This is a genomic window from Micromonospora sp. DT46 (assembly GCF_049841735.1).
Taxonomy (GTDB): domain Bacteria; phylum Actinomycetota; class Actinomycetes; order Mycobacteriales; family Micromonosporaceae; genus Micromonospora; species Micromonospora reichwaldensis.
Genome location: NZ_JBNCKW010000001.1, coordinates 707,982 through 727,075 on the forward strand (window position 1 = coordinate 707,982; position 19,094 = coordinate 727,075).

General features: G+C 74.3%; 18 protein-coding genes. 7 read left to right on the forward strand and 11 right to left on the reverse strand.

Annotation, left to right across the window (positions count from 1 at the left end; genetic code table 11):
• The first annotated feature begins 11 nt into the window (after positions 1 to 11).
• Positions 12 to 278 (forward strand): helix-turn-helix domain-containing protein, encoded by a 267-nt coding sequence (locus ACLQ20_RS03265; protein ID WP_132231774.1) that lies wholly within the window; start codon positions 12 to 14, stop codon positions 276 to 278.
• A 134-nt stretch (positions 279 to 412) separates the two neighbouring features.
• On the opposite strand, the gene ACLQ20_RS03270 is transcribed toward ACLQ20_RS03265, so the two are convergent.
• Positions 413 to 1,195: an SDR family oxidoreductase gene (locus ACLQ20_RS03270; protein WP_358114902.1), complete on the reverse strand. Its 783-nt coding sequence runs from the start codon at positions 1,193 to 1,195 to the stop codon at positions 413 to 415.
• Between the two features lie 325 nt (positions 1,196 to 1,520).
• Positions 1,521 to 2,537, reverse strand: a complete 1,017-nt coding sequence (locus tag ACLQ20_RS03275; protein WP_358114899.1) for a zinc-dependent alcohol dehydrogenase family protein — start codon at positions 2,535 to 2,537, stop codon at positions 1,521 to 1,523.
• Between the two features lie 186 nt (positions 2,538 to 2,723).
• On the opposite strand from ACLQ20_RS03275, the gene ACLQ20_RS03280 reads away from it, so the two are divergent.
• Entirely contained in the window at positions 2,724 to 3,611 is an 888-nt protein-coding gene (locus ACLQ20_RS03280; protein WP_358114896.1) for a helix-turn-helix transcriptional regulator, read from the forward strand.
• Positions 3,612 to 3,687: 76 nt separating this feature from the next.
• Here ACLQ20_RS03280 and ACLQ20_RS03285 read toward each other — a convergent pair whose 3' ends face one another.
• The 8 genes from ACLQ20_RS03285 to ACLQ20_RS03320 form a co-directional block, all read right to left on the reverse strand.
• The gene (locus tag ACLQ20_RS03285) at positions 3,688 to 4,770 is read right to left on the reverse strand and encodes a hypothetical protein (RefSeq protein WP_425854092.1); all 1,083 of its coding nucleotides are present in this window, start codon (positions 4,768 to 4,770) and stop codon (positions 3,688 to 3,690) included.
• Positions 4,767 to 5,339, reverse strand: a complete 573-nt coding sequence (locus tag ACLQ20_RS03290) for an RNA polymerase sigma factor (RefSeq protein WP_327030367.1) — start codon at positions 5,337 to 5,339, stop codon at positions 4,767 to 4,769. The genes ACLQ20_RS03285 and ACLQ20_RS03290 overlap by 4 nt, the downstream gene beginning before the upstream one ends.
• A 109-nt stretch (positions 5,340 to 5,448) precedes the next feature.
• Positions 5,449 to 5,811, reverse strand: a complete 363-nt coding sequence (gene mnhG / locus ACLQ20_RS03295; protein WP_151453966.1) for a monovalent cation/H(+) antiporter subunit G — start codon at positions 5,809 to 5,811, stop codon at positions 5,449 to 5,451.
• Positions 5,808 to 6,071 (reverse strand): monovalent cation/H+ antiporter complex subunit F, encoded by a 264-nt coding sequence (locus ACLQ20_RS03300; protein ID WP_089002241.1) that lies wholly within the window; start codon positions 6,069 to 6,071, stop codon positions 5,808 to 5,810. Before ACLQ20_RS03300 ends, mnhG begins: the two co-directional genes overlap by 4 nt.
• The gene (locus tag ACLQ20_RS03305) at positions 6,068 to 6,688 is read right to left on the reverse strand and encodes a Na+/H+ antiporter subunit E (protein WP_151453985.1); all 621 of its coding nucleotides are present in this window, start codon (positions 6,686 to 6,688) and stop codon (positions 6,068 to 6,070) included. The genes ACLQ20_RS03300 and ACLQ20_RS03305 overlap by 4 nt, the downstream gene beginning before the upstream one ends.
• Before the next feature lie 11 nt (positions 6,689 to 6,699).
• Positions 6,700 to 8,277, reverse strand: a complete 1,578-nt coding sequence (locus ACLQ20_RS03310; protein WP_151453965.1) for a Na+/H+ antiporter subunit D — start codon at positions 8,275 to 8,277, stop codon at positions 6,700 to 6,702.
• A complete protein-coding gene (locus ACLQ20_RS03315; protein ID WP_225852117.1) occupies positions 8,274 to 8,759 on the reverse strand; it encodes a Na(+)/H(+) antiporter subunit C in 486 nt (161 codons plus the stop codon). The genes ACLQ20_RS03310 and ACLQ20_RS03315 overlap by 4 nt, the downstream gene beginning before the upstream one ends.
• Positions 8,756 to 11,593, reverse strand: coding sequence for a Na+/H+ antiporter subunit A (locus ACLQ20_RS03320; RefSeq protein WP_327030365.1), 2,838 nt, complete (start codon positions 11,591 to 11,593; stop codon positions 8,756 to 8,758). Before ACLQ20_RS03320 ends, ACLQ20_RS03315 begins: the two co-directional genes overlap by 4 nt.
• Positions 11,594 to 11,907: 314 nt before the next feature.
• Here ACLQ20_RS03320 and ACLQ20_RS03325 point away from each other — a divergent pair, with 314 nt between their 5' ends.
• Positions 11,908 to 12,864 (forward strand): hypothetical protein, encoded by a 957-nt coding sequence (locus ACLQ20_RS03325; RefSeq protein ID WP_225852116.1) that lies wholly within the window; start codon positions 11,908 to 11,910, stop codon positions 12,862 to 12,864.
• Positions 12,865 to 12,933: 69 nt separating this feature from the next.
• Here the strand turns inward: ACLQ20_RS03325 and ACLQ20_RS03330 are convergent, their stop codons facing one another.
• A complete protein-coding gene (locus tag ACLQ20_RS03330; RefSeq protein WP_151453963.1) occupies positions 12,934 to 14,532 on the reverse strand; it encodes an amidohydrolase in 1,599 nt (532 codons plus the stop codon).
• A 203-nt stretch (positions 14,533 to 14,735) separates the two neighbouring features.
• On the opposite strand from ACLQ20_RS03330, the gene ACLQ20_RS03335 reads away from it, so the two are divergent.
• The 4 genes from ACLQ20_RS03335 (at position 14,736) to ACLQ20_RS03350 (ending at position 19,085) form a co-directional block, all read left to right on the forward strand.
• The gene (locus ACLQ20_RS03335; RefSeq protein WP_151453962.1) at positions 14,736 to 15,302 is read left to right on the forward strand and encodes a sigma-70 family RNA polymerase sigma factor; all 567 of its coding nucleotides are present in this window, start codon (positions 14,736 to 14,738) and stop codon (positions 15,300 to 15,302) included.
• Positions 15,303 to 15,389: 87 nt separating this feature from the next.
• Positions 15,390 to 16,145, forward strand: a complete 756-nt coding sequence (locus ACLQ20_RS03340) for a zf-HC2 domain-containing protein (protein ID WP_327030364.1) — start codon at positions 15,390 to 15,392, stop codon at positions 16,143 to 16,145.
• 51 nt (positions 16,146 to 16,196) lie between these two features.
• Positions 16,197 to 16,847, forward strand: coding sequence for a copper resistance CopC family protein (locus ACLQ20_RS03345; RefSeq protein ID WP_151453960.1), 651 nt, complete (start codon positions 16,197 to 16,199; stop codon positions 16,845 to 16,847).
• Positions 16,848 to 16,940: 93 nt separating this feature from the next.
• Positions 16,941 to 19,085: a cytochrome c oxidase assembly protein gene (locus ACLQ20_RS03350; RefSeq protein WP_425854096.1), complete on the forward strand. Its 2,145-nt coding sequence runs from the start codon at positions 16,941 to 16,943 to the stop codon at positions 19,083 to 19,085.
• Positions 19,086 to 19,094 lie beyond the last annotated feature (9 nt).

Genomic DNA, 19,094 nt, shown 5'->3' on the forward strand with positions numbered 1-19,094 from the left:
ATCCTGCTGGCATGGTTCGCCAACCACTCACCGCCGAACAGATCGCAGCGGGCCAGCGCCTCGGAGCCGCCCTCCGGGCCGCGCGGGCGGGCCGCAGCCTCGTCGAGGTGGCCCTGGCAGCCGGCATCTCCCCCGAGACGCTGCGCAAGATCGAGGCGGGCCGCCTTCCCGCACCGGCGTTCGGCACCGTGGTCGGCCTCAGTCAGGCGCTCGACGTCCCGCTCAGCGACCTGGCCGACGTCTGGCGGGCCGACATGCCCGTCCGCCAGGCTTCCTAGGGACCAGCCGCTCGAGGCGGTGATGACTGACGGAGCGGGAACCGCGCCCGTGGAGGGAACGCTGCGGCCGGACGGCGCCGGCTCGGGGCGGGTCGTCATCACCTCGCGGGTCCATCAAGGCCATGGCCTCGGGCTCATGCCGGTCCGACGGTCTGGCCGCCGTCGATGACCATGGCGTGGCCGATGACGAAGGCCGCGGCGTCCGAACAGAGCCAGAGCACGGCTGCGGCGATCTCGTCGGCGGTGCCCATGCGCCCGATCGGTTCCTGGGCGATGACGCGGTCGCGTCCTTCGGAAGTGCCGCCGGTGAAGCGGTCCATCATCTCGGTGGCGACGATGCCGGGGCAGACGGCGTTGATGCGTACGCCGGAACGGGCGTAGTCGAGGGCGGCGGACCTGGTGAGCCCGACGACGCCGTGCTTGGCGGCGGTGTAGGCGGCCTGTCCCGCGATGCCGACGACCCCGGCGCCGGAGGAGGTGTTCACGATCGCGCCACCGCCGTGCTGGAGCAGCAGCGGGATCTCGTGCTTCATGCACAGGAACACGCCGCGCAGGTTGATCGCGACGGTCCGGTCCCAGTCGTCCTCGGTGATGTCGGCGGTGGGCGTGACGGGCTGCTCGACGCCGGCGTTGTTGAAGGCGACGTCGAGGCGGCCGAACGTCTCGACGGTCTGTGCCAGGGCGGCGGTCACGTCCTGGGACGAGGTGACGTCGCACCGGACGGCGAGCGCCCGACCGCCGAGTTCCTCGATCATGCGCGCGGTTTCCCGGACGCCTGGCTCGGAGACGTCGGCGGCGGTGACGCTGGCACCGGCGCGGGCGAACGCCAGTGCGGTGGCGCGGCCGATGCCGCTGGCCGCGCCGGTGACGAAGGCGACCTTGCCCTCGTAGTCGGCGGTCTTGCCCGTGGCGGTCATGGTCTGCTCCTCGTCGTCGGGGTCGGTGGCGCCGGCTCGTGCCCTCGTGGGTGCCGGCGGGTGGCTGTCAGGCGTGGTGCTGGTTCGCGATCAGGTACTGCTCCTCGGTGTGGTGCTCGGCCAGGGGCGAGGCAGCGCCCTGCTGGCGCGGGCGCTCGTCATGGCCTCGCAGCCCGGTGCGGAAGCTGCGGGGCCACCGGCTGGCTTCCCTCTAGCCGGGTGTTGAATCTGCTCGCGGTGCCAGCCGGCGTCAGCGATGGTGACGGTGGGACCGCCCTGCACCCTCCCGCGCTGTTGCGCCGTCGCTGTCGGGCGGCGCGAAGGATCACGGACGTAGCAGCACCTTGATGGCGCGGCGCTCGTCCATGGCCCGGTACGCCTCGGCCGCCCGGTCGAGGGGCAGGTCGAGGTCGAAGACCTTGCCCGGGTCGATCTGCCGGCTCGTGATCAGATCGACCAGTTCGGGCAGGAAGCGGCGCACGGGTGCGGGCCCGCCGTGCAGGTGCACGTGGGAGAAGAACAGCTCCATGCCGGGCAGCCGCACGTCGTGGGTGACGCCGACGTAGCCGACATGCCCGCCGGGGCGGGTGGCGCCGATGGCCTGCATCATCGACTCCTGGGTGCCGACCGCCTCGATGACCGAGTGCGCTCCCAGGCCGCCGGTGAGGTCCTTGATCCGCGCCACCCCGTCGGCGCCGCGCTCGGTGACGATGTCGGTGGCCCCGTACCCGATGGCGAGCTTCTGCCGTGGCTCGTGCCGGCTCATGGCGATGATCCGCTCGGCGCCGAGCTGCCGGGCCGCCAGGACGCCGAGCAGCCCGACGGCGCCGTCCCCGACCACCGCGACCGTCCGGCCCGGGCCGACCTCGGCGGCCACCGCGGCGAACCAGCCGGTCCCCAGGACGTCGGAGGCGGTCAGAAGGCTCGGGACCAGGTCGTCCGACGGCATGTCCGGGGTAGCGACCAGGGTGCCGTCGGCCAGGGGTACGCGCAGGTACTGCGCCTGGGCCCCACCGACGCCCTCCCGGTGGACACACGCGCTCTGGTATCCGGACCGGCAGATCTCGCAGGTGTTGTCGGAGGCGAAGAACGAGCCGACCACGAACTGCCCCGGCCGCACCGTACGGACGTCGCGGCCGACCTCCTCGACCACGCCGACGTACTCGTGCCCCATCGGCCGCGGCCCGTCGAGCTTCTCGATCCCCCGGTACGGCCACAGGTCGGAGCCGCAGACGCAGGCCGCGGAGAGGCGGACGATCGCGTCCGTGGGCGCGAGGATCCGCGGCTCGTCGAGCCCTTCGACCCGGACGTCACCAGGGGCGTGCAGGACGGCACCACGCATGGCGGTTCTCCTCTGTCTCAGGTTGAACTCTGACCACGTTTCCCAGGCCGGCCAGCGGGTCGCGCGGCCAGCCACGGGACAACGACCACCAGCAAAGCGCGGATCCCGCCGAACAGGGAGTTCCTGCTGAGAGGTGTACCGACAGGGCACCCCCAGCGCCGCGCCACGCGACGTACCGTCGGAGCCGTGGACAACCGCACCGAGGTCCGCGAGTTCCTCGTCTCGCGCCGCGCCAAGATCACGCCCGAGCAGGCCGGCCTGCCCGCCGGGACCAACCGCCGCGTCCCCGGGCTGCGCCGCACCGAGGTCGCTGCCCTGGCCGGGGTCAGCATCGAGTACTACTCCAAGCTCGAACGCGGCGCCCTGGCCGGGGTGTCCGCCAGCGTGCTCGACGCGGTCGCCCGCGCCCTACAGCTCGACGACGCCGAACGGGCACACCTGTTCGACCTCGCCCGCGCCGCCGACGGCAGCGCTCTGCTGAAGCCCCGGCGCCGCCGCACCAGGCAGTGGACCCCGCACCGCAGCCTGCAATGGACCCTCGACGCCGTCACCGCCGGTCCCGCGTTCGTCCGCAACGGCCGCATGGACCTGCTCGCCGCCAACCAGCTCGCCCGAGCCTTCTACGCCCAGGCGTACGCCGATCCGCAGCGCCCGGCGAACATCGCCCGGTTCACCTTCCTCGACGACAACGCCCACGACTTCTATCCCGACTGGGACTCCGCCGCCGACGTCTGCGTCGCCATCCTGCGTACCGAGGCCGGCCGCGACCCGCGGGACAAGGACCTGCACGACCTCGTCGGCGAGTTGTCCACCCGCAGCGCCGAGTTCCGCACCCGGTGGGGAACCCACGACGTCCGCCACCACGGCACCGGCGCGAAACGGTTCCACCATCACATCGTCGGCGACCTCACCCTCGCCTACGAGGGCCTGGAGATGGCCGCCGAACCCGGCCTCACCCTCACCATCTACGCCGCCGAACCCGGCTCCCCGTCCGAGGACGCGCTGCGCCTGCTCGCCTCCTGGGCCGCCTCCCAGGAATCGGACACCACCGCGCGGAAACTGCCCACCGAGTAGTTTCAGCCCGACCTGGACGTTCGGCCGCGCCGGCACTCACGCTGCGCGAGTGCCGGCGTCGGAACGGCCGAGGTGCTCAGGCGCAGCCCAACCCCTGGGCGTACGCGGGCGGCGGGTTCCCGGCGGCGACCTTGTCGGCGATCTCCCAGAACACCTCCGGCCAGTCGCCCTCGTCGTTCATCTGGTGCAGCACCCGCCAGTTGTGGCTGCTGCGCAGGGCGTCGCCGGCCCGCTGGAGTGCGGCGTCGTCGCCGGCCCGCTTCGCGCGTAGCCATTCGGCGATCCACGCGCAGCCGACCCGGGAGGTCACCTGGGCGCCGAACTGGTAGAAGTCGTTGGTTCCGACGTCGCCCAGCGCGGTGCGGTCGAAGTTCGGCGGAAGCGGCACGTCGACGAGCACCTTGGCCGCCTGCTCGTCCACCCGCGCGGGCGTGACGATCTCCGCCGGAAGCGCGGCCAGCCAGGTGCGTACGTCGACGCGGACGATGTCGGCCAGGACCCCGTCGAAGTCGTTCCGGCTCCAGCCTTCTCCGGTACGGAGCTCGACGAAGGCGCCGTCGCGGGGGCGGAGCATGACCGCGAAGTCGTCGGCGCTGTAGCGGAACAGGTCACCCGGCCAGCCGTCGACCCGCACCGCTTTCGGGGGGCTGACATTGCGCCGGTCGGCGTGGTAGCCCTCGTACTGTGCGGCCGGGTACCAGTTCATCTCCAACTGGCGCCCGCCGTTGCTGAACGCGATGGTGCCCTGCTGCTCGGTGAACCCGTAGACGGTGGTCACCTTCCAGCCCGGCTGGTCGATGAGCAGCCGCGGGTTCCCCTCGGCGGCCTTCATCGCCACGGGCGAGTAGACGACGGGGGCGCCCGCGCTGGCGGCGTCCGTGGGAGGGGACTGGCTGTCGTCCGGATGCTCTCGGAACACGGTGGAGACGACGAGGACACCGGTGAGGACGGCGGCGGCGGTCAGCGCGCCGGCGAAGCGGCGGACCGTGCCGCGGCCCACGCGGGAGCGTGGTGGCGGTGATTCGACGACGCGTTCGAGCCTCGGCTCGGACATGATCTCCTCCAGGAGGATCTGCTTCGCCCCGTCCAGGTGCCCGACGACATCGGGTCGGTAGGGGTCGGCGTCTCGAACCATCCGGTCGAGGTGCTCCTCGGTCATCGGTCCTCCTTCGGGGTGGGTGCGGTCAGGACGTCGAGTACATGTCCGGCTGGGTCGGGGTCGTCACGGACGAGGTCGCGCAGCCTGGCCCGGGCGCGCGAGAGGCGGGTACGGACCACGGCCGGGTTCACCCGGAGGACCGCGGCCGCCTCACGGGGCTCCAGGCCCTCCCAGACGGTCAGCATCAGCACCTCCCGGTCCAGCTCGCACAGGCGGGCCAGCGCGGCCCGGACGGCGAGCCGTTCCGGCACCTCACTGCCCGGGTCGGCGGCGATCGCGGCCGTGATCCCCTGCCGTAGCCGCTCGCCCAGCCGCTGCCGGCGTCTGCCGCTGCGGTGGTGGTTGGCGAGCACACGCCGGGCGACGCCGTACAGCCACAGCCGGGTCTCGGCGTCCGTCGGCATCTCGTGTCTGCGCCGCCAGGCCACGAGGAAGGTCTCCGCGACCACGTCGGCCGCGTCCTCGGGATGCTCGACGCGCCGCAGGGCGTACGCCAGCAGCGGCTCGAAGCCGTCGGCGTAGACGCGTCGGAAATGGTCCTCGTGCTCGGTCGCGGAGGTCACGTCCATTCCATGTCCGGTCGGACGCCGATCGTGACGGCCCCGGCCCGGAATGGGCCTCGATCCGTTCCCGCGAGTCGTCCCGGCCGGCCCTCGCAGAGCTGCCGTGGCCCTCCGGTCAGGAGCGGCCGGAGCTGATGCGGTCCAGGTGGGGCGCGAGTTCGTCGGTGATCAGCAGGTCGCGGCGGATCTCGTCGTGCGGGTAGCCGGCCCGGCCCACCATGTGCGCCGCGACGGGCGCGGTGGCGAGTTGGAAGGCGCCGACGAGCACGAGGGTGGTGATGTCCACCCCCGTACGCAGGCGCAGCGCGCAGCCGAGCAGGACGAGCAGCAGGCCGAGCACCTGGGGCTTGGCCGCCGCGTGCATCCGGGCGAGCAGGTCGGGGAAGCGCAGCAGCGCCGCCCCGGCGGCGACGCAGAGCAGCGCGCCAGCGATCAGGCAGACGCCGGCGGCGACGTCGAGGACGGCGTCGAGCGTCACTTGTCGTTCCTCCGGGCGGCGAACCGGGCGACGCTGACCGAGCCGACGAACCCGAGGATGGCGAGGACGACCAGCACGGGCAGCGCGGTGGCGTCGCGGCTGTAGGCGGCCTCGGTGGCGATGGCGGCGACGACGACGGCGAGCAGGACGTCGGTGGCGACGGCGCGGTCGAGGATGGACGGTCCGCGGATGATGCGGACGAGGGTCAGCCCGACGGCCACGGCGAGCAGCGCGGCGACGGTCACGGCGACGACGGTCATCTGGGTACCCCTTCCGGGTGGGCCGGCTCCGACGGGCCGGCGGCGTGGGGTTGCGTCACGCGGCGCAGTTCGTCGGGCGAGCCGATGGCGGCGACGATCCGCGCTTCGAGGTCGAGCACGCCCTGCCGGAACCGCTCGACCTCCTCGCGGCTGCGTACGCCGATGACGTGCACGTAGAGGGTGCCGGTCGTCCGGTCGGCCTCGATGATGAGGCTGCCGGGCACCAGGGACAGCGCCTCGGCGGTCAGCGTGAGGTTGAGGTCGGTGTTGACCCGCAGCGGCACGGCGATGATCGCGCTGAGCGGGGGTTTCCCGATCCGCACCGCCAGCCAGGCGATCTGGGCGGAGGCGACCACGAGGTCCCGCAGGAAACGCACCCAGAACCGCGCGAGCGGCACGGGGCGGATCCGCCCGGCGAAGGTCACCGGCGGCAGTGGGAAGACCGCCAGCAGCACGACGGAGAGCACCAGCCCGCTGATCAGGTTGGCCCAGGAGAGGGTGCCCCACAGCAGCACCCAGACGCCGGTCAGCCCGGTCACGGCGACGATCCGGTTGCGCCGGAGGGCCGTGCGGGTCAGCGGCGGGTTCGTCGGCGCGACGGGCTTCGGCGGGCTCATCGGGTCACTGGTCACGGGGCACCGTCCGGAAACACGGCCTCGACGTACGGGGTCCGGCGCAGCAGGTCGTCGGCCGCGTCGGTGCTGATGTCGAACAGCGGCCCGGCCACCACGGTCAGCGCCAGGCCGAGCACCACCAGGGCGGCGGTCGACCCGATCATCAGCCGCGGCAGCACGGCGCCCGACGCCTCGGGGTCCGCTTCCCGGTGCGGCTGCTCGGCGCCCTCGGTGCGGGCGGCCCGCACGGCGTCGCCGGCGGCGGGCATGTCCGGGTGCGGGGCACGCCAGAAGGCCAGGTTCCAGACGCGGGCGATGGCGTAGAGGGTGAGCAGGCTGGTGAGCAGACCGCCGACGACGAGCGTCCAGGCCAGCGGACCGCCGTCGTCCACGCCGGCCTGGACGAGGCCGAGCTTGCCGAGGAAGCCGGAGAACGGTGGGATGCCGGCGAGGTTGAGCGCGGGCAGGAAGAACAGCACGGCCAGCAGCGGCGAGAGTCGGGCCAGCCCGCCGAGCCGGTCCAGGGCGGTGCTCCCGCCCCGGCGTTCGACGAGGCCGGCGGCGAGGAACAGGGTGGTCTGGATGGTGATGTGGTGCACCACGTAGAAGATCGCCGCGGACAGCCCGAGGGAGGTGCTCAACCCGACGCCGAAGAGCATGTAGCCGATGTGGCTGATGAGGGTGAACGACAACAGCCGTTTGACGTCGGACTGGGCGACCGCGCCGAGGATGCCCACCACCATCGTCAGCGCCGCCACCACCAGCAGCAGGTCGGCGGTGCGCCCGCCGGGGAACAGCAGCGTCTCGGTGCGGATGATCGCGTACACGCCGACCTTGGTGAGCAGGCCGGCGAAGACCGCCGTGACCGGCGCCGGGGCGGTGGGGTAGCTGTCCGGCAGCCAGGCCGACAGCGGGAACACGGCCGCCTTGATGCCGAAGGCCAGCAGCAGCATCCCCTGCAGCACCAGCCGGATGTCGTCCGGCAGCGCGTCGAGCCGGTCCACGAGCTGGGCCAGGTTGAGCGTGCCGGTCGCCGCGTAGACCAGGCCGATCGCGACCAGGAAGATCAGCGACGAGAGCAGGCTGACCACGACGTACGTGGTGCCGGCCCGGATCCGGGTCTCCGTGCTGCCCAGGGTCAGCAGCACGTAGCTGGCGACCAGCAGGATCTCGAAGCCGACGTAGAGGTTGAACAGGTCGCCGGAGAGGAACGCGTTGCACACGCCGGCGGTCAGCACGAGGTAGGTCGGGTGGTAGACCGACAGCGGCGTCTCCTCGTTGCCGTCGGCCGTGCCCTGCCCGATCGAGTAGACGAGCACGCAGAGGGTGACGGCGGCGGAGACGACGAGCATCAGCGCGGCGAGCTGGTCGGCGACCAGGACGATGCCCAGCGGCGCCACCCAGCCGCCGACCTCGACGACCAGCGGCCCGTCCACGGAGGAGCGGACCAGCAGCGTGGCCGCCACGGCGACGGTGGCGGTGAGGACCGTGAGGCTGACCCAGCGCTGGGCGCGGGGCCGGCCGACGAGCAGCAGCGTCAGGGCCGCGCCGAGCAGCGGCATCACCACCGGCAGGGGTACGAGCCAGGTCATCGGCCCCTCCCCGCGTCCCCGGCCGGGCTGGCCGTGGTGTCGTCGGCGGGCACGGTGGCCAGGGCGACGTCGCCGTCGCCGTCACCGTCTCCGGCGTCGTTGTCGGCGGTACCGGGTCCCTCGTCCCGGTCGGCCAACTCCATGATGCGGCGGTCCTCGACGTCGTCCTGCACCTCGTCGTGCCCGTTGAGGTGCCAGCTGCGGTACGCCAGGGCGAGCAGGAACGCGGTCATGCCGAGGGTGATGACGATCGCGGTCAGCACCATGGCCTGGGGCAGCGGGTCGCTCATGTCCCCCTCGGCGGTGGTGCCGACGATCGGCGGCCCGCCGGCCTTGCCGCCGGTGAGCAGCAGGAGGTTGGCGCCGTTGCCGAGCAGGATGACGCCCATCAGCACCCGCGTCAGGCTGCGCTCCAGCAGCAGCGTCACCCCGGCGGCGAAGAGGACGCCGACCACGAGGACGTAGGTCAGGTTCGGGTTCACACCAGCTCCTTCGTCCGGTCGTCGGCCTGTTCGGTCTCGCGTTGGTCGGTCTCCTGTTGCCGGTCCATCTCCGCGCCCAGGCTGCGCAGGATGTCCAGGACCAGGCCGACCACGATGAGGTAGACGCCGACGTCGAAGAAGACCGACGTGACGAAGTGGACGTGGCCGAAGACCGGCAGGTGCAGGTCCAGCAGGGCGCTCTGGAGGAACTCCCCGCCCAGCAGCATCGCGGCGACGCCCGTGCCGACCGCGACGAACAGCCCGGCGCCGAGCACCGCGCCGGCGTCGACCGGGGCGGCCCCGTTGAGTTCCGTGCGCCCGCCCGCCAGGTAGCGCACGGCCAGCGCGAGCCCGGCCACCAGTCCGGCGGCGAAGCCGCCGCCGGGGGCGTTGTGCCCGGAGAAGAGCAGGTAGATCGAGAAGAGCACGATGGCGTGGAACAGCAGCCGGGTGACGACCTGGAGGATGACCGACTGCTGACGGGTGGTGGCGCCGGTGGTGAGCCAGCGGGGCCGCGCCGACTCGGTGCGGCCGACGCCGGGGATGCCCCTGCGCAGGTCGAGGTCCCGGGAGTGGCGGAAGATGAGGCTGGCCACGCCGGTGGCGGCCACCACCAGCACGGCGATCTCGCCCATGGTGTCCCAGGCCCGGATGTCGACCAGGGTCACGTTGACGATGTTCTTGCCGCCGCCGTAGGAGACGGCCTCGTCGGGGAAGTCGACGGAGATCGGGGTGGCGATCCGCGCTCCCGCCGCCACGTACGCCATGCCTGCGGTGACCACGCCCACGGCGACGCCGAGCGCGATGCGACCGCGCCGGCTGGACCGGATGGGCCGCTCGGAGAACTTGGCGGGGAGGTGGCGCAGGACCAGTACGAACATGACGATCGTGACGGTCTCCACCAGGAACTGGGTCAGGGCCAGGTCCGGGGCGCCGTGCAGGATGAACAGCAGCGCGGTGCCGTAGCCGGCGACGCCGACGAGGATCATCGCGGTCAGTCGGCGCCGGGCGCGGGCGGCGGCCACGGCGGCCACGATCACCACCGCGGCGGCGACGGCCTGCAACGGGGTGTCCCACAGTTGGAACCGCTGCGGCCAGGGCATCCCGGCCAGCAGCGCCCCACCCGGCAAGGTGATCATCACCAGCAGGATGACGCCGAGGTAGAAGGGGAGGGAGCCGCGCTGCGTGGCGCCGGTCAGCTCCACCGCAAGCCGGTCCACCCCGCCGATGAGCCGGTCGTAGACCGCGGCCCCGTCGAAGGGCAGTCGAACCGACGCGCCCAGCCGCCCCCGGTGCCGCAGGAGGAACAGCCCCACGCCGCCGGCGACCGCCAGCGCCGACAGGCCCAGCGCCAGGGTCGGCCCGTGCCACAGCGCGAGGTGGTAGCCGGGCTCGGCACTCTCGTACAGGTCCGCGTACGGGGCGAGGACCTTGTCGACGGCGGGCGCGAAGAGTCCCACCGCCAGGCCGGCGGCGGCGAGCACGACGGCCGGCGCGAGGAAGGGCCACCCGGCCGACCGGGCCTCGGTGGCGGGCACGTCGCCTTTGGTCGCGAACGCGCCCCAGACGAAACGCAGCGTGTACGCCACGGTCAGCGCCGAGCCGAGCACCAGGCCGGCGAGCACCACCAGGTCGCCGGTGCCGCCGTGCAGGAACGCCTCGACCGCCGCCTCCTTGGCGACGAATCCGGCCAGCGGCGGGAGGCCGGCCATGGAGGCCGCCGCGAGGCCCGCCACCACCGCGAGCGCCGGCGCCCGCCGCCCGAGGCCGCTGAGTTCGCGCAGGTCACGGGTGCCGGCTACGTGGTCGACGACCCCGACGACGAGGAACAGGGTGGACTTGAACAGCGCGTGGGCCAGCACCATCGCCGCGCCGGCCAGCGCGGTGTCGCGGGTGCCGGCACCGAGGACCACCATCAGCAGGCCGAGCTGGCTGACCGTGCCGTAGGCCAGCAGCAGCTTCAGGTCGGCCTGCCGCAGCGCCGCCCAGCCGCCGAGGAACATGGTGATCAGCCCGCCGGCCAGCAGCACCGGCCGCCACGGCGTGACCCCGACCACGGCCGGTCCCATCAGCGCGACGAGGAACACACCCGCTTTGACCATCGCCGCGGCGTGCAGGTAGGCGCTGACCGGGGTGGGCGCGGCCATCGCGCCGGGCAGCCAGAAGCTGAAGGGGAAGATCGCCGACTTGCTCAGCGCGCCGAGCAGGATCAGCACCAGGGCCACGGCCAGGTAGCCGCCGCCGGGCAGGTCGGTGGCGATCTGCGACCAGCGGTACGTGCCGGCGTGCTGGCCGAGCATGACGAACCCGGCGAGCATCGCCAGGCCACCCAGGGTGGTCACCAGCAGCGCCTGCATGGCCGCGCGCCGGCTGGCCCGCTTGGTGGGGTCGCTGCCGATCAGCAGGTAGGAGAGGACGGTCGTCAGCTCCCAGAACACGTACAGCAGCAGCAGGTCGTCGGAGACCACCAGGCCGAGCATCGCCCCGGCGAAGGCGACGAAGACGGCCGCGAAGCGGCCCAGGCCCGGGTCGTCGGAGCGGAAGTAGCGGGCGCTGTAGGCGAGCACCAGCGCCCCGACCCCGCCGACGAGCACCACCATCAGCCAGGCCAGGGTGCCCATCCGCAGGGCGATCTCCAGGCCGAGCTGGGGAACCCAGGTGACCGTCTCGACGACCGGATTGCCGGAGCGGACCGTCCCGGTCCGGGTCAGCGCCCAGACCAGGGTCGCCGCGGGGGCCAGGGCCACCAGGTAGAGCCCTTTTCGGCCCCAGATACGTATCAGTCCCGGGGCGATCACGGCTGCGAGTGCGTGGACCGCCACCAGAACCAGCACATACCCTCCCCAGAGTTCGACAACCGGTTAGCCAACCCTAACCGGTAAGGAGCGAATCTGCATATCGGCGATACGGCGCCGCCGGCGTGCCCGTGCCCGCCGGCGGCGCGAACGACCGGCCGTCGGCCTCCCGTCGGGAGGTCCACGGGGGCCGATGCGGCGGCCTCGTCGCCCGCGCCCCTCCTGCTTATCATGATCAGGAGGCGATCGCCCACCTTGCGGATACCCTTGGCGACCTGGCGAGCAGGGCGACGACGCGCACCCGGGCGCGACGCGACGGCGCCGGAAATCGAGGGCGACGGATGGGTGGGGCGATGCGGAGTGGGATGCTGGTGTCGACCCGGACGGCTCTCGCCGGGGCGACGGGCAACGCCCTCGTGATGGGTGTGGCCGAGGTGAGCACGCCGCTCGGCTGGGTGCTGCTTCCGGGGCTGCTCGGCGTGTCCACCCGCCCCCGGGTGGCGGCGCTGATCTCCGCCTGGGCGGCCGTCCTGCTGGCGGCGTCCGTGGTCGTTCCCGTCGTACCCGGGCACCGCGCCGATCCGTGGGCGCTCGGCGCCTCCGCGGCGAGCCTGGCCGCCGTACCGCTGCTGGCCTGGGCCAGGCGACGCCGCGAGGCGCGGGCCGTCGCCCGCGTGCCCGCGCCCCGCGACGTCGCCGTGTTCACCATGCCCGCCGGCACGGGACGCGCCGCGCTGGCCGTCTGCCGCGCCCCCGGGGAGGTCGCGGCGGCGGTACCGCTGCGCCGGGGTGGCCTGCGCGTCCTCCTCGGCGTGGCGCACGGCGCCACCCTGGCCCGCCCGGAGCACACCCGGGCGCTGGAGTCGGCCTTCCGCGACGAGGCCCTGCGCGGCGGCGGATCGTTGCCGCGGATCGCCGGGGCCCTCGACGACCTCGTGCGGGGCATCGCCCCGGGCGGTTACCTCGCCGCCACCCTGGTGGAGGTCTCCCCCGAGGGGCGCGTCACCCTGCTGCGCTGCGGCGGCCCGGACGTCACCGCGCACGCCGGAGACGGGGCCCGTCCCGCGGACCTGCCCGACGCCGGCCCGCTCGGCCTGACCGGGGCGGCGACCAGCGTGACGGAGGCGCCGGCCGGCGCCCGGCGACTGACGGTCGCCCCGGCCGACGCCGGGCCGCGCCGGCCGACCGAGGAGGCGCTGCGGTCCCCGCGTGCCGCGGACGCCGTGGTCGCGCTGACCCGACGCCCCGGCGGCGGCCGCCGGACCGGCCCGGCACTGGTGGTCGACCTGCCGCCCGAGCGGCCCGCCTGACCGCCGACCCCGGCCCGGCGGGCGAACGCGGGGTGGCGGGCAAGGGGCGACCCCGAGCGACGGCCCCGGTCAGCGCTGCCAACGCACGACCCCGCCGACCACGGTGAGCGCCACCGTGAGGTCGCGCAGGTCCGCCGGCTCGACCCGGTACGGGTCGGTGGGCAGCGCGATGAAGTCCGCGAGCATCCCCGGGGTCAGCCGCCCCTTCAGGTGCTCCTCATAGGAGGCGTACGCGCCCGCCTCGGTGAAGCAGCGCAGCGCCGTGTCGAGATCGACCCGCTCGTGCGGGTCCACGCCGCCGGGCGGGGTGCCGTCGGGCTGCTGCCGGGTCACCGCGGCGTGGATGCCGAAGAACGGATCCGGGTCCTCCACCGGGGCGTCCGAGCCGAAGGCCACCGTCGCGCCGGCGTCCAGCAGGCTGCGCCAGGCGTACGAGGCGAGGTCCCGGCCGGCGAGCATCCGGCTGGTCAGGGGGATGTCGCTGGTGCAGTGGGTGGGCTGCATCGAGGCGATCACGCCCAGCCGGGCCAGCAGCGGCACGTCCGCCGGGCGCAGGTGCTGGGTGTGCTCGATCCGGTGCCGCAGCCGCCGTACCGCCGTCGGGTTGGTGCGCGCCGACTCCTGCCAGTTGGCGTACGCCCGCAGCACCATCCCGTTCGCCGCGTCGCCGATGGCGTGCGCCGCCACGGCGATGCCGGCCCCGGCCGCCTTCGCCACCAGCCGCTCGAACTCCTCCGCCGGGGTGACGGCGATGCCGTGGTTGTCGGGCTCGCCGTCGTACGGCTCGGTCATCAGGCAGGTGTGCGAGCCGAGCGCCCCGTCGGTGAAGATCTTGACGGGGCCGGTGCTCAGCCAGCGGTCCCCGTCGCCGGTCGCCCAGCCCAGGTCGATCACCTCGTCCAACGCGGTCGACGGGATCGACTTGTGCACCCGCAGCGGCAGCTCGCCCCGGGCGTACAGGGTCTCGTAGGCGGCCCGGCAGTCCTGCCCGTCGATGTCGTGGATGCTGGTCAGGCCGACGGAGAGCAGCCGGGGCAGGTGGGTGCGCAGTTGCGCGACCAGGTCACCGCTGAGCGAGGTGCGCATGACGTCGTACGCCGCGTCGCCGGCCGCCTCCCGCAGGATGCCGGTCGGCTCGCCGCGTTCGTCGCGGACGATCTGCCCGCCGATCGGATCGGGGGTGCCGGCGTCGATGCCGAGTCGCCGGAGCGCGGCGGTGTTGACCCAGGTGGTGTGCCCGTCGATGGTGGGCAGCACGGCGGGCCGGTCCGGGCAGACGCGGTCCAGGTCGGCCCGGGTCGGCTGCACCGGGCGGTCCCACTTGTGGCTGTCCCAGCGCCCGCCGAAGAGCCAGGCGTCGGGCGGCAGGGTGGCCGCGTGCCGGGCGATCCGCGTCAGCGCCTCGTCGAGGCTGGTGGTGCCGCGCAGGTCCACCTGCTCCAGGCCGCGCACGTAGAGCGCCGAGTGCAGGTGGCTGTCGATCAGGCCGGGCAGCACCGTCATCCCGCCGAGGTCGACGCGGCGCGCGCCGGCGCCGGCGCGGTCACGGCACTCGTCGAGGTCCCCGACGGCGACGATGCGCTCGCCGCGCACCAGCATCGCCTCGGCGTGCGGACGGGCGGGGTCGAGGGTGTGGATCCGGGCGTTCTCGAAAACCGTACCGGTCATGGGCTGCCTGCTTCGACGGTCGGGCGGGGCCGTCCATGCTAGACAGCAGCCCTCGGCGACGGGCGCGGTGGCACCCGGCGGCGGGGGCGTCGGGGAGGGTCGCCACCGGGCCGCTTGCGGTACGCTACCGACCAGTCACTACTACGACCCGTCGTGATCACCGTCGGGCACCCGCCCTCCGGTGGCCGACACGGAGGTGCCGGATGGCTGACGACGCGGAGCTGACCGCGTGGGCGCTGGCCGCCGGCCGGGGTGACCGGACGGCCGCCGCCTGCTTCGTCCGGGCGACGCAGCAGCAGGTCCGCCGCTTCCTCGCCGCGCTGGTCGCGCCCCGCGAGGCGGACGACCTGACCCAGGAGACCTTCCTGCGGGCGATGCGGTCGCTGCCGTCGTACGCCGGACGCTCCTCGACGCGGACGTGGCTGCTCGCCATCGCCCGCCGGGTCGCGGCGGACCACGTCCGTACCGTCACGTCACGGCCGCGCACGGTGCCGATGCCCGACGGGTACGACGTCCCCGACCCGGCGCGCAGCGGCTTCGACCGGCAGGTCGTGCTCGAACGCCTCATCGCGGCGTTGCCCAGGGACCGACGGGAGGCGTTCGTCGCCACCCAGGTGCTGGGCCTGTCCTACGCCGAGGCCGCGGAGGTGTGCGGCTGCCCGGTGGGCACCATCCGCTCCCGGGTGGCCCGGGCCCGGGAGGATCTGGTCGCCGCCGCGCACGGCTGGTCGGAGCCGGACGCGGGCCGGGGCGGCGACGCCACCGGCTGACCCACCCGCCCGCGCTGACCTGCGGGAAGGCGACGGCCCACGAAACTGCGCGGGAACCAACGACGGGTCCGGGACGACTACCGGTACATGGGGTGTGAGCAGTGGCGTGAGGTGCTGTCGGCGCAGTTGGACGGGGAGGAGACCGCCGCCGAGCGGACAGCCGTGGCGGCCCACCTGGCCGGCTGCGCCGGCTGCCGGACGTGGTACGACCGGGCCACGGCGGTGACCCGCCGGGCGCGGCTGTCGGTCGCCGTCGCCGGTGACGACCGCACCGACGCCATCCTCGGCGCGCTGCCCGCCCCGGCTCCGCGCCGCCGGCGGGAGCGGGTCGTGCTCACCCTGCGGGCGGTCCTGGGCCTGGTCGGGGCGCTGCAACTCGTGCTGGGCCTGGCGCAGATCGGACGCGGCACGGCGAGCGCCCACGCACACGCGGCGACCGGCGGGCTGATGTCGGGGCACCTGTGGCACGAGTCGGCGGCGTGGAACGTCGCCGTGGGCGCGGGCTTCCTCTTCGTGGCCGCCCGGCGCACCCCACCGACCGGGCTGGTGCCGATGTTGAGCGCCTTCGTCGGCATGCTGGCGCTGCTGTCGGTCAACGACCTGCTGACCGGGCGGGTGGACACCGCCCGGCTGGTCAGCCACGGCTTCCTGCTCGCGGGCTACGTCATCGTCGTCGCCCTGTCCCGCCCGGGGCTGCGCCCCGACGGCCCGGCGCGGCGCAGCCGCCCGGACGAACCCCGCTGGAGCCTGCCCGCCGACGAGCCCACGGAGGCACCGGGGCTGCGGCTGCTCCCGTCGCCGTATCCCGGCTCCGCCCACGTCTCCGACCGCCGCGCGGCCTGACCGGTCACCAGCTGCCCGGCCGACCACCACCAACCAGGAGAAGCACCAGACATGCACATCCCGTCCCGCCGCCCGACCGTCGCGGCCCTCGTCGCCGCCGCGCTGGCCGCCGCGCTGCTGCTCGTACCGGCCGCCCCCGCCGCCGCGCACAACACGCTGCGGGCCGCCAGCCCCGCCGACGGCGACCGCCTGACGACACCACCGACGCGGGTCACGCTGGAGTTCGCGCAGCGGCTCGACCCGACCTTCACCACCATCGCGCTGACCGACGCCGCCCGGCGGAAGATCCCCACCGGCGGGCCCACCGTCGACGGGACGAAGGGCACGGTGACCGTCGACGAGACGCTGGGCGAGGGCACCTACACCGTCGCCTACCGGATCGTCTCCGCCGACGGGCATCCGGTGCAGGGGTCGTACCGGTTCACCGTCGCCGGCGGCGGCGACACCACCGGCGGGGCGGGCACGGCGACCGGGGCGGTCACCGATCCGCCGGCCGCCGCCGCGTCTGCCGCCGCCGCACCGACCGCTGCCGCGGCCCCGACCGCTGCTGCCGCCCCGCCGGCCGCCGGGTCGGTCGACCCCGCCGCCGCGACCGGCTCCGGCGGCCTCGGGACGGGCGGCGTGCTGCTGGCCGCCGGGGTCCTGGTCGCCGTCCTCGGCGGGACCGCGCTGCTGCTGCGCCGGCGCCGCGAGACCCGCTGACCGGCAGCACCCCGACCCCGCCCCTCCGGCACCGCGCCCCGGGCCGCCCCCGGACGCGAACCGCCGCCCTCCCCGAACCCAAGGGACACCGACGTGCCAGACACCACCTCCCGCCCCGCCCAGCCCGCCCGGGGCCCGGACGCCGACGCCGTGGCGACGACGCCGCCCGGTGACGCCGGGCCGGTCGCGGGCCCGCCCGGCGCCGGCGTCCGTCCCGGCTCCCGGGGGCGGGGCGCGTGGCTCGTACCCGTCGCGGCCGTGGCGTCGGCGGTGGCCGTACTCCTACTCGGTCTGCGGGCCGGCGACGCGCTCGCGGTCGCGATCCCCGGGCTGCCGGATCCGGGGCCGGTCACGGCGTGGGCGCTGCCCGTGGTCCGGCTGCTCGCCGACGGCCTCGCCACCCTGACGGTCGGGATGCTGGTGACGGCGGCCTTCCTGCTGCCCGGCGACGGGCGGAGCGTCTCGGCGTACGGCTGGCTGCTGCTGCGCCGCGCGGGCACGGCGGCGGCGGGCTGGGCGGTGGCCGCGGTGACGCTGATCGTGCTGACGGTCTCGGACCTGCTAGGCGTCCCCGTGGACGGGCTTGGCGCCCCCACCGTGGTCAGCTTCGCCACCTCGATCTCGCAGGGGCAGGCGCTGCTGCTCCAGGCGGCGCTGGCGCTGGCGGTGGCCGTGCTGGCCCGGGCTGGCGTGTCGCGCGGGCTCGCCGCCGTGACGGCGTTGGTCGCGCTGGTCGGGGTGCTGCCGCCGGCGTTCACCGGGCACGCCGCCGGGGCGGGCAACCACCAGATCGCGGTGTCCAGCCTCGCCCTGCACGTGCTGGCCGCCGCCCTCTGGGTCGGCGGGCTGGTGGCGCTGCTGATGGTCCGTCGCAGCCGGCAGCTCGCCGACGCCGCCCACCGGTACGGCCGCCTCGCCCTGGGCTGCTTCGTGGCCGTCGCGGTGAGCGGATCGGCCAACGCGGCCGTACGCCTCGGCGACGTGGCCCAGCTCTGGCAGTCCCGGTACGGCTGGCTGGTCCTCGGCAAGCTCGTCGCCCTGGCGGTCCTGGGCACCCTGGGCGCCGTGCACCGGTCGCGGACCCTGCCGGCCCTGCGTACGGGTCGACGCGGCGCGTTCGCCCGGCTTGCCGCCGGCGAGGTGGTCGTGTTCGCCGCCACCGTCGGGCTGGCGGTGGCGTTGTCCCGCAGCCCCACCCCGGTGACGCAGGACCCGCTCGACGCCGATCCGATCACCGAGCTGCTCGGCTTCCCGATGCCCGCCGCGCCGACCCCGGAACGCCTGGTGGGCCAGCCGCTGCCGGACATGTTCTTCCTGACCCTCACCGTCCTCGGCATCGGCGGCTACCTGGCCGGGGTGTGGCGGCTGCACCGGGCCGGGCACCGCTGGCCGCTGGCCCGGACCGCGAGCTGGTCGGCCGGTCTGCTGGTGCTGGCCGCCGTCACCAACCTGGGCGTGGCCCGCTACGCGTACGTGCTGTTCAGCGCCCACATGGTGCAGCACATGGTGCTGTCGATGCTGGTGCCGATCCTGCTCGTCGGCGGCGCCCCGGTCACCCTCGCGCTGCGCGCCCTGCGTCGCCCCGCCGACCCGCAGGTCCGTGGTGCCCGGGAGTGGCTGCTGCTGGTGCTGCACAGCCGGCCCGCGAGGCTGCTCACCCATCCTCTGGTCGCACTGGGCATCTACGCCGGCAGCCTCTTCGGTCTCTACCTGAGCGACCTGCTCGGCACGCTGATGCGCTCCCACCTCGGCCACCTGGCCATGCTCACGCACTTCGTGGTCGCGGGGTACCTGCTGTTCTGGGTGCTCATCGGGGTCGATCCGGGCCGGCCGAGGCTCCCCCACCCCATCCTGGTGATCATCCACCTCGCGGCGATGATGGCGCACGGCTTCTTCGGCCTCGTGCTGATGCAGACCACCAGCGTCATCGCGCCGGACTGGTACGTCGCCGTCCACCCCGACTGGGCGTCGTCGCTGCTGGAGGACCAGCGGCTGGGCGCGGGCATCGCCTGGGCGTTCGGGGAGATCCCCGCCGCGATCGTGCTGGTCGTGCTGGTCCGCCAGTGGATCCGCGCCGACCGGCGGGAGCAGGCCCGCCTCGACCGGGCCGCCGCCCGAGCCGAGGCCACCGGCGAGCCGGACGACCTGGCCCACTACAACTCGTTCCTCGCCGCCGCCGGCCGCGCCGACGCCGCCGACTCCGGTGGTTCCGCCGCGACGTCGGCCCGTACCCCGTAGGCGTCGGCG

Coding starts and splice junctions, on each gene's coding strand:
- ACLQ20_RS03335 (WP_151453962.1), top strand. CDS start 14,736: ATGGCTGACGACGCGGAGCTGACCGCGTGGGCGCTGGCCGCCGGCCGG.
- ACLQ20_RS03265 (WP_132231774.1), top strand. CDS start 12: ATGGTTCGCCAACCACTCACCGCCGAACAGATCGCAGCGGGCCAGCGC.
- ACLQ20_RS03305 (WP_151453985.1), bottom strand. CDS start 6,688: ATGAGCCCGCCGAAGCCCGTCGCGCCGACGAACCCGCCGCTGACCCGC.
- ACLQ20_RS03340 (WP_327030364.1), top strand. CDS start 15,390: ATGGGGTGTGAGCAGTGGCGTGAGGTGCTGTCGGCGCAGTTGGACGGG.
- ACLQ20_RS03330 (WP_151453963.1), bottom strand. CDS start 14,532: ATGACCGGTACGGTTTTCGAGAACGCCCGGATCCACACCCTCGACCCC.
- ACLQ20_RS03275 (WP_358114899.1), bottom strand. CDS start 2,537: ATGCGTGGTGCCGTCCTGCACGCCCCTGGTGACGTCCGGGTCGAAGGG.
- ACLQ20_RS03290 (WP_327030367.1), bottom strand. CDS start 5,339: ATGGACGTGACCTCCGCGACCGAGCACGAGGACCATTTCCGACGCGTC.
- ACLQ20_RS03285 (WP_425854092.1), bottom strand. CDS start 4,770: ATGACCGAGGAGCACCTCGACCGGATGGTTCGAGACGCCGACCCCTAC.
- ACLQ20_RS03270 (WP_358114902.1), bottom strand. CDS start 1,195: ATGACCGCCACGGGCAAGACCGCCGACTACGAGGGCAAGGTCGCCTTC.
- ACLQ20_RS03325 (WP_225852116.1), top strand. CDS start 11,908: ATGCGGAGTGGGATGCTGGTGTCGACCCGGACGGCTCTCGCCGGGGCG.
- ACLQ20_RS03300 (WP_089002241.1), bottom strand. CDS start 6,071: ATGACCGTCGTCGCCGTGACCGTCGCCGCGCTGCTCGCCGTGGCCGTC.
- ACLQ20_RS03310 (WP_151453965.1), bottom strand. CDS start 8,277: ATGACCTGGCTCGTACCCCTGCCGGTGGTGATGCCGCTGCTCGGCGCG.
- ACLQ20_RS03345 (WP_151453960.1), top strand. CDS start 16,197: ATGCACATCCCGTCCCGCCGCCCGACCGTCGCGGCCCTCGTCGCCGCC.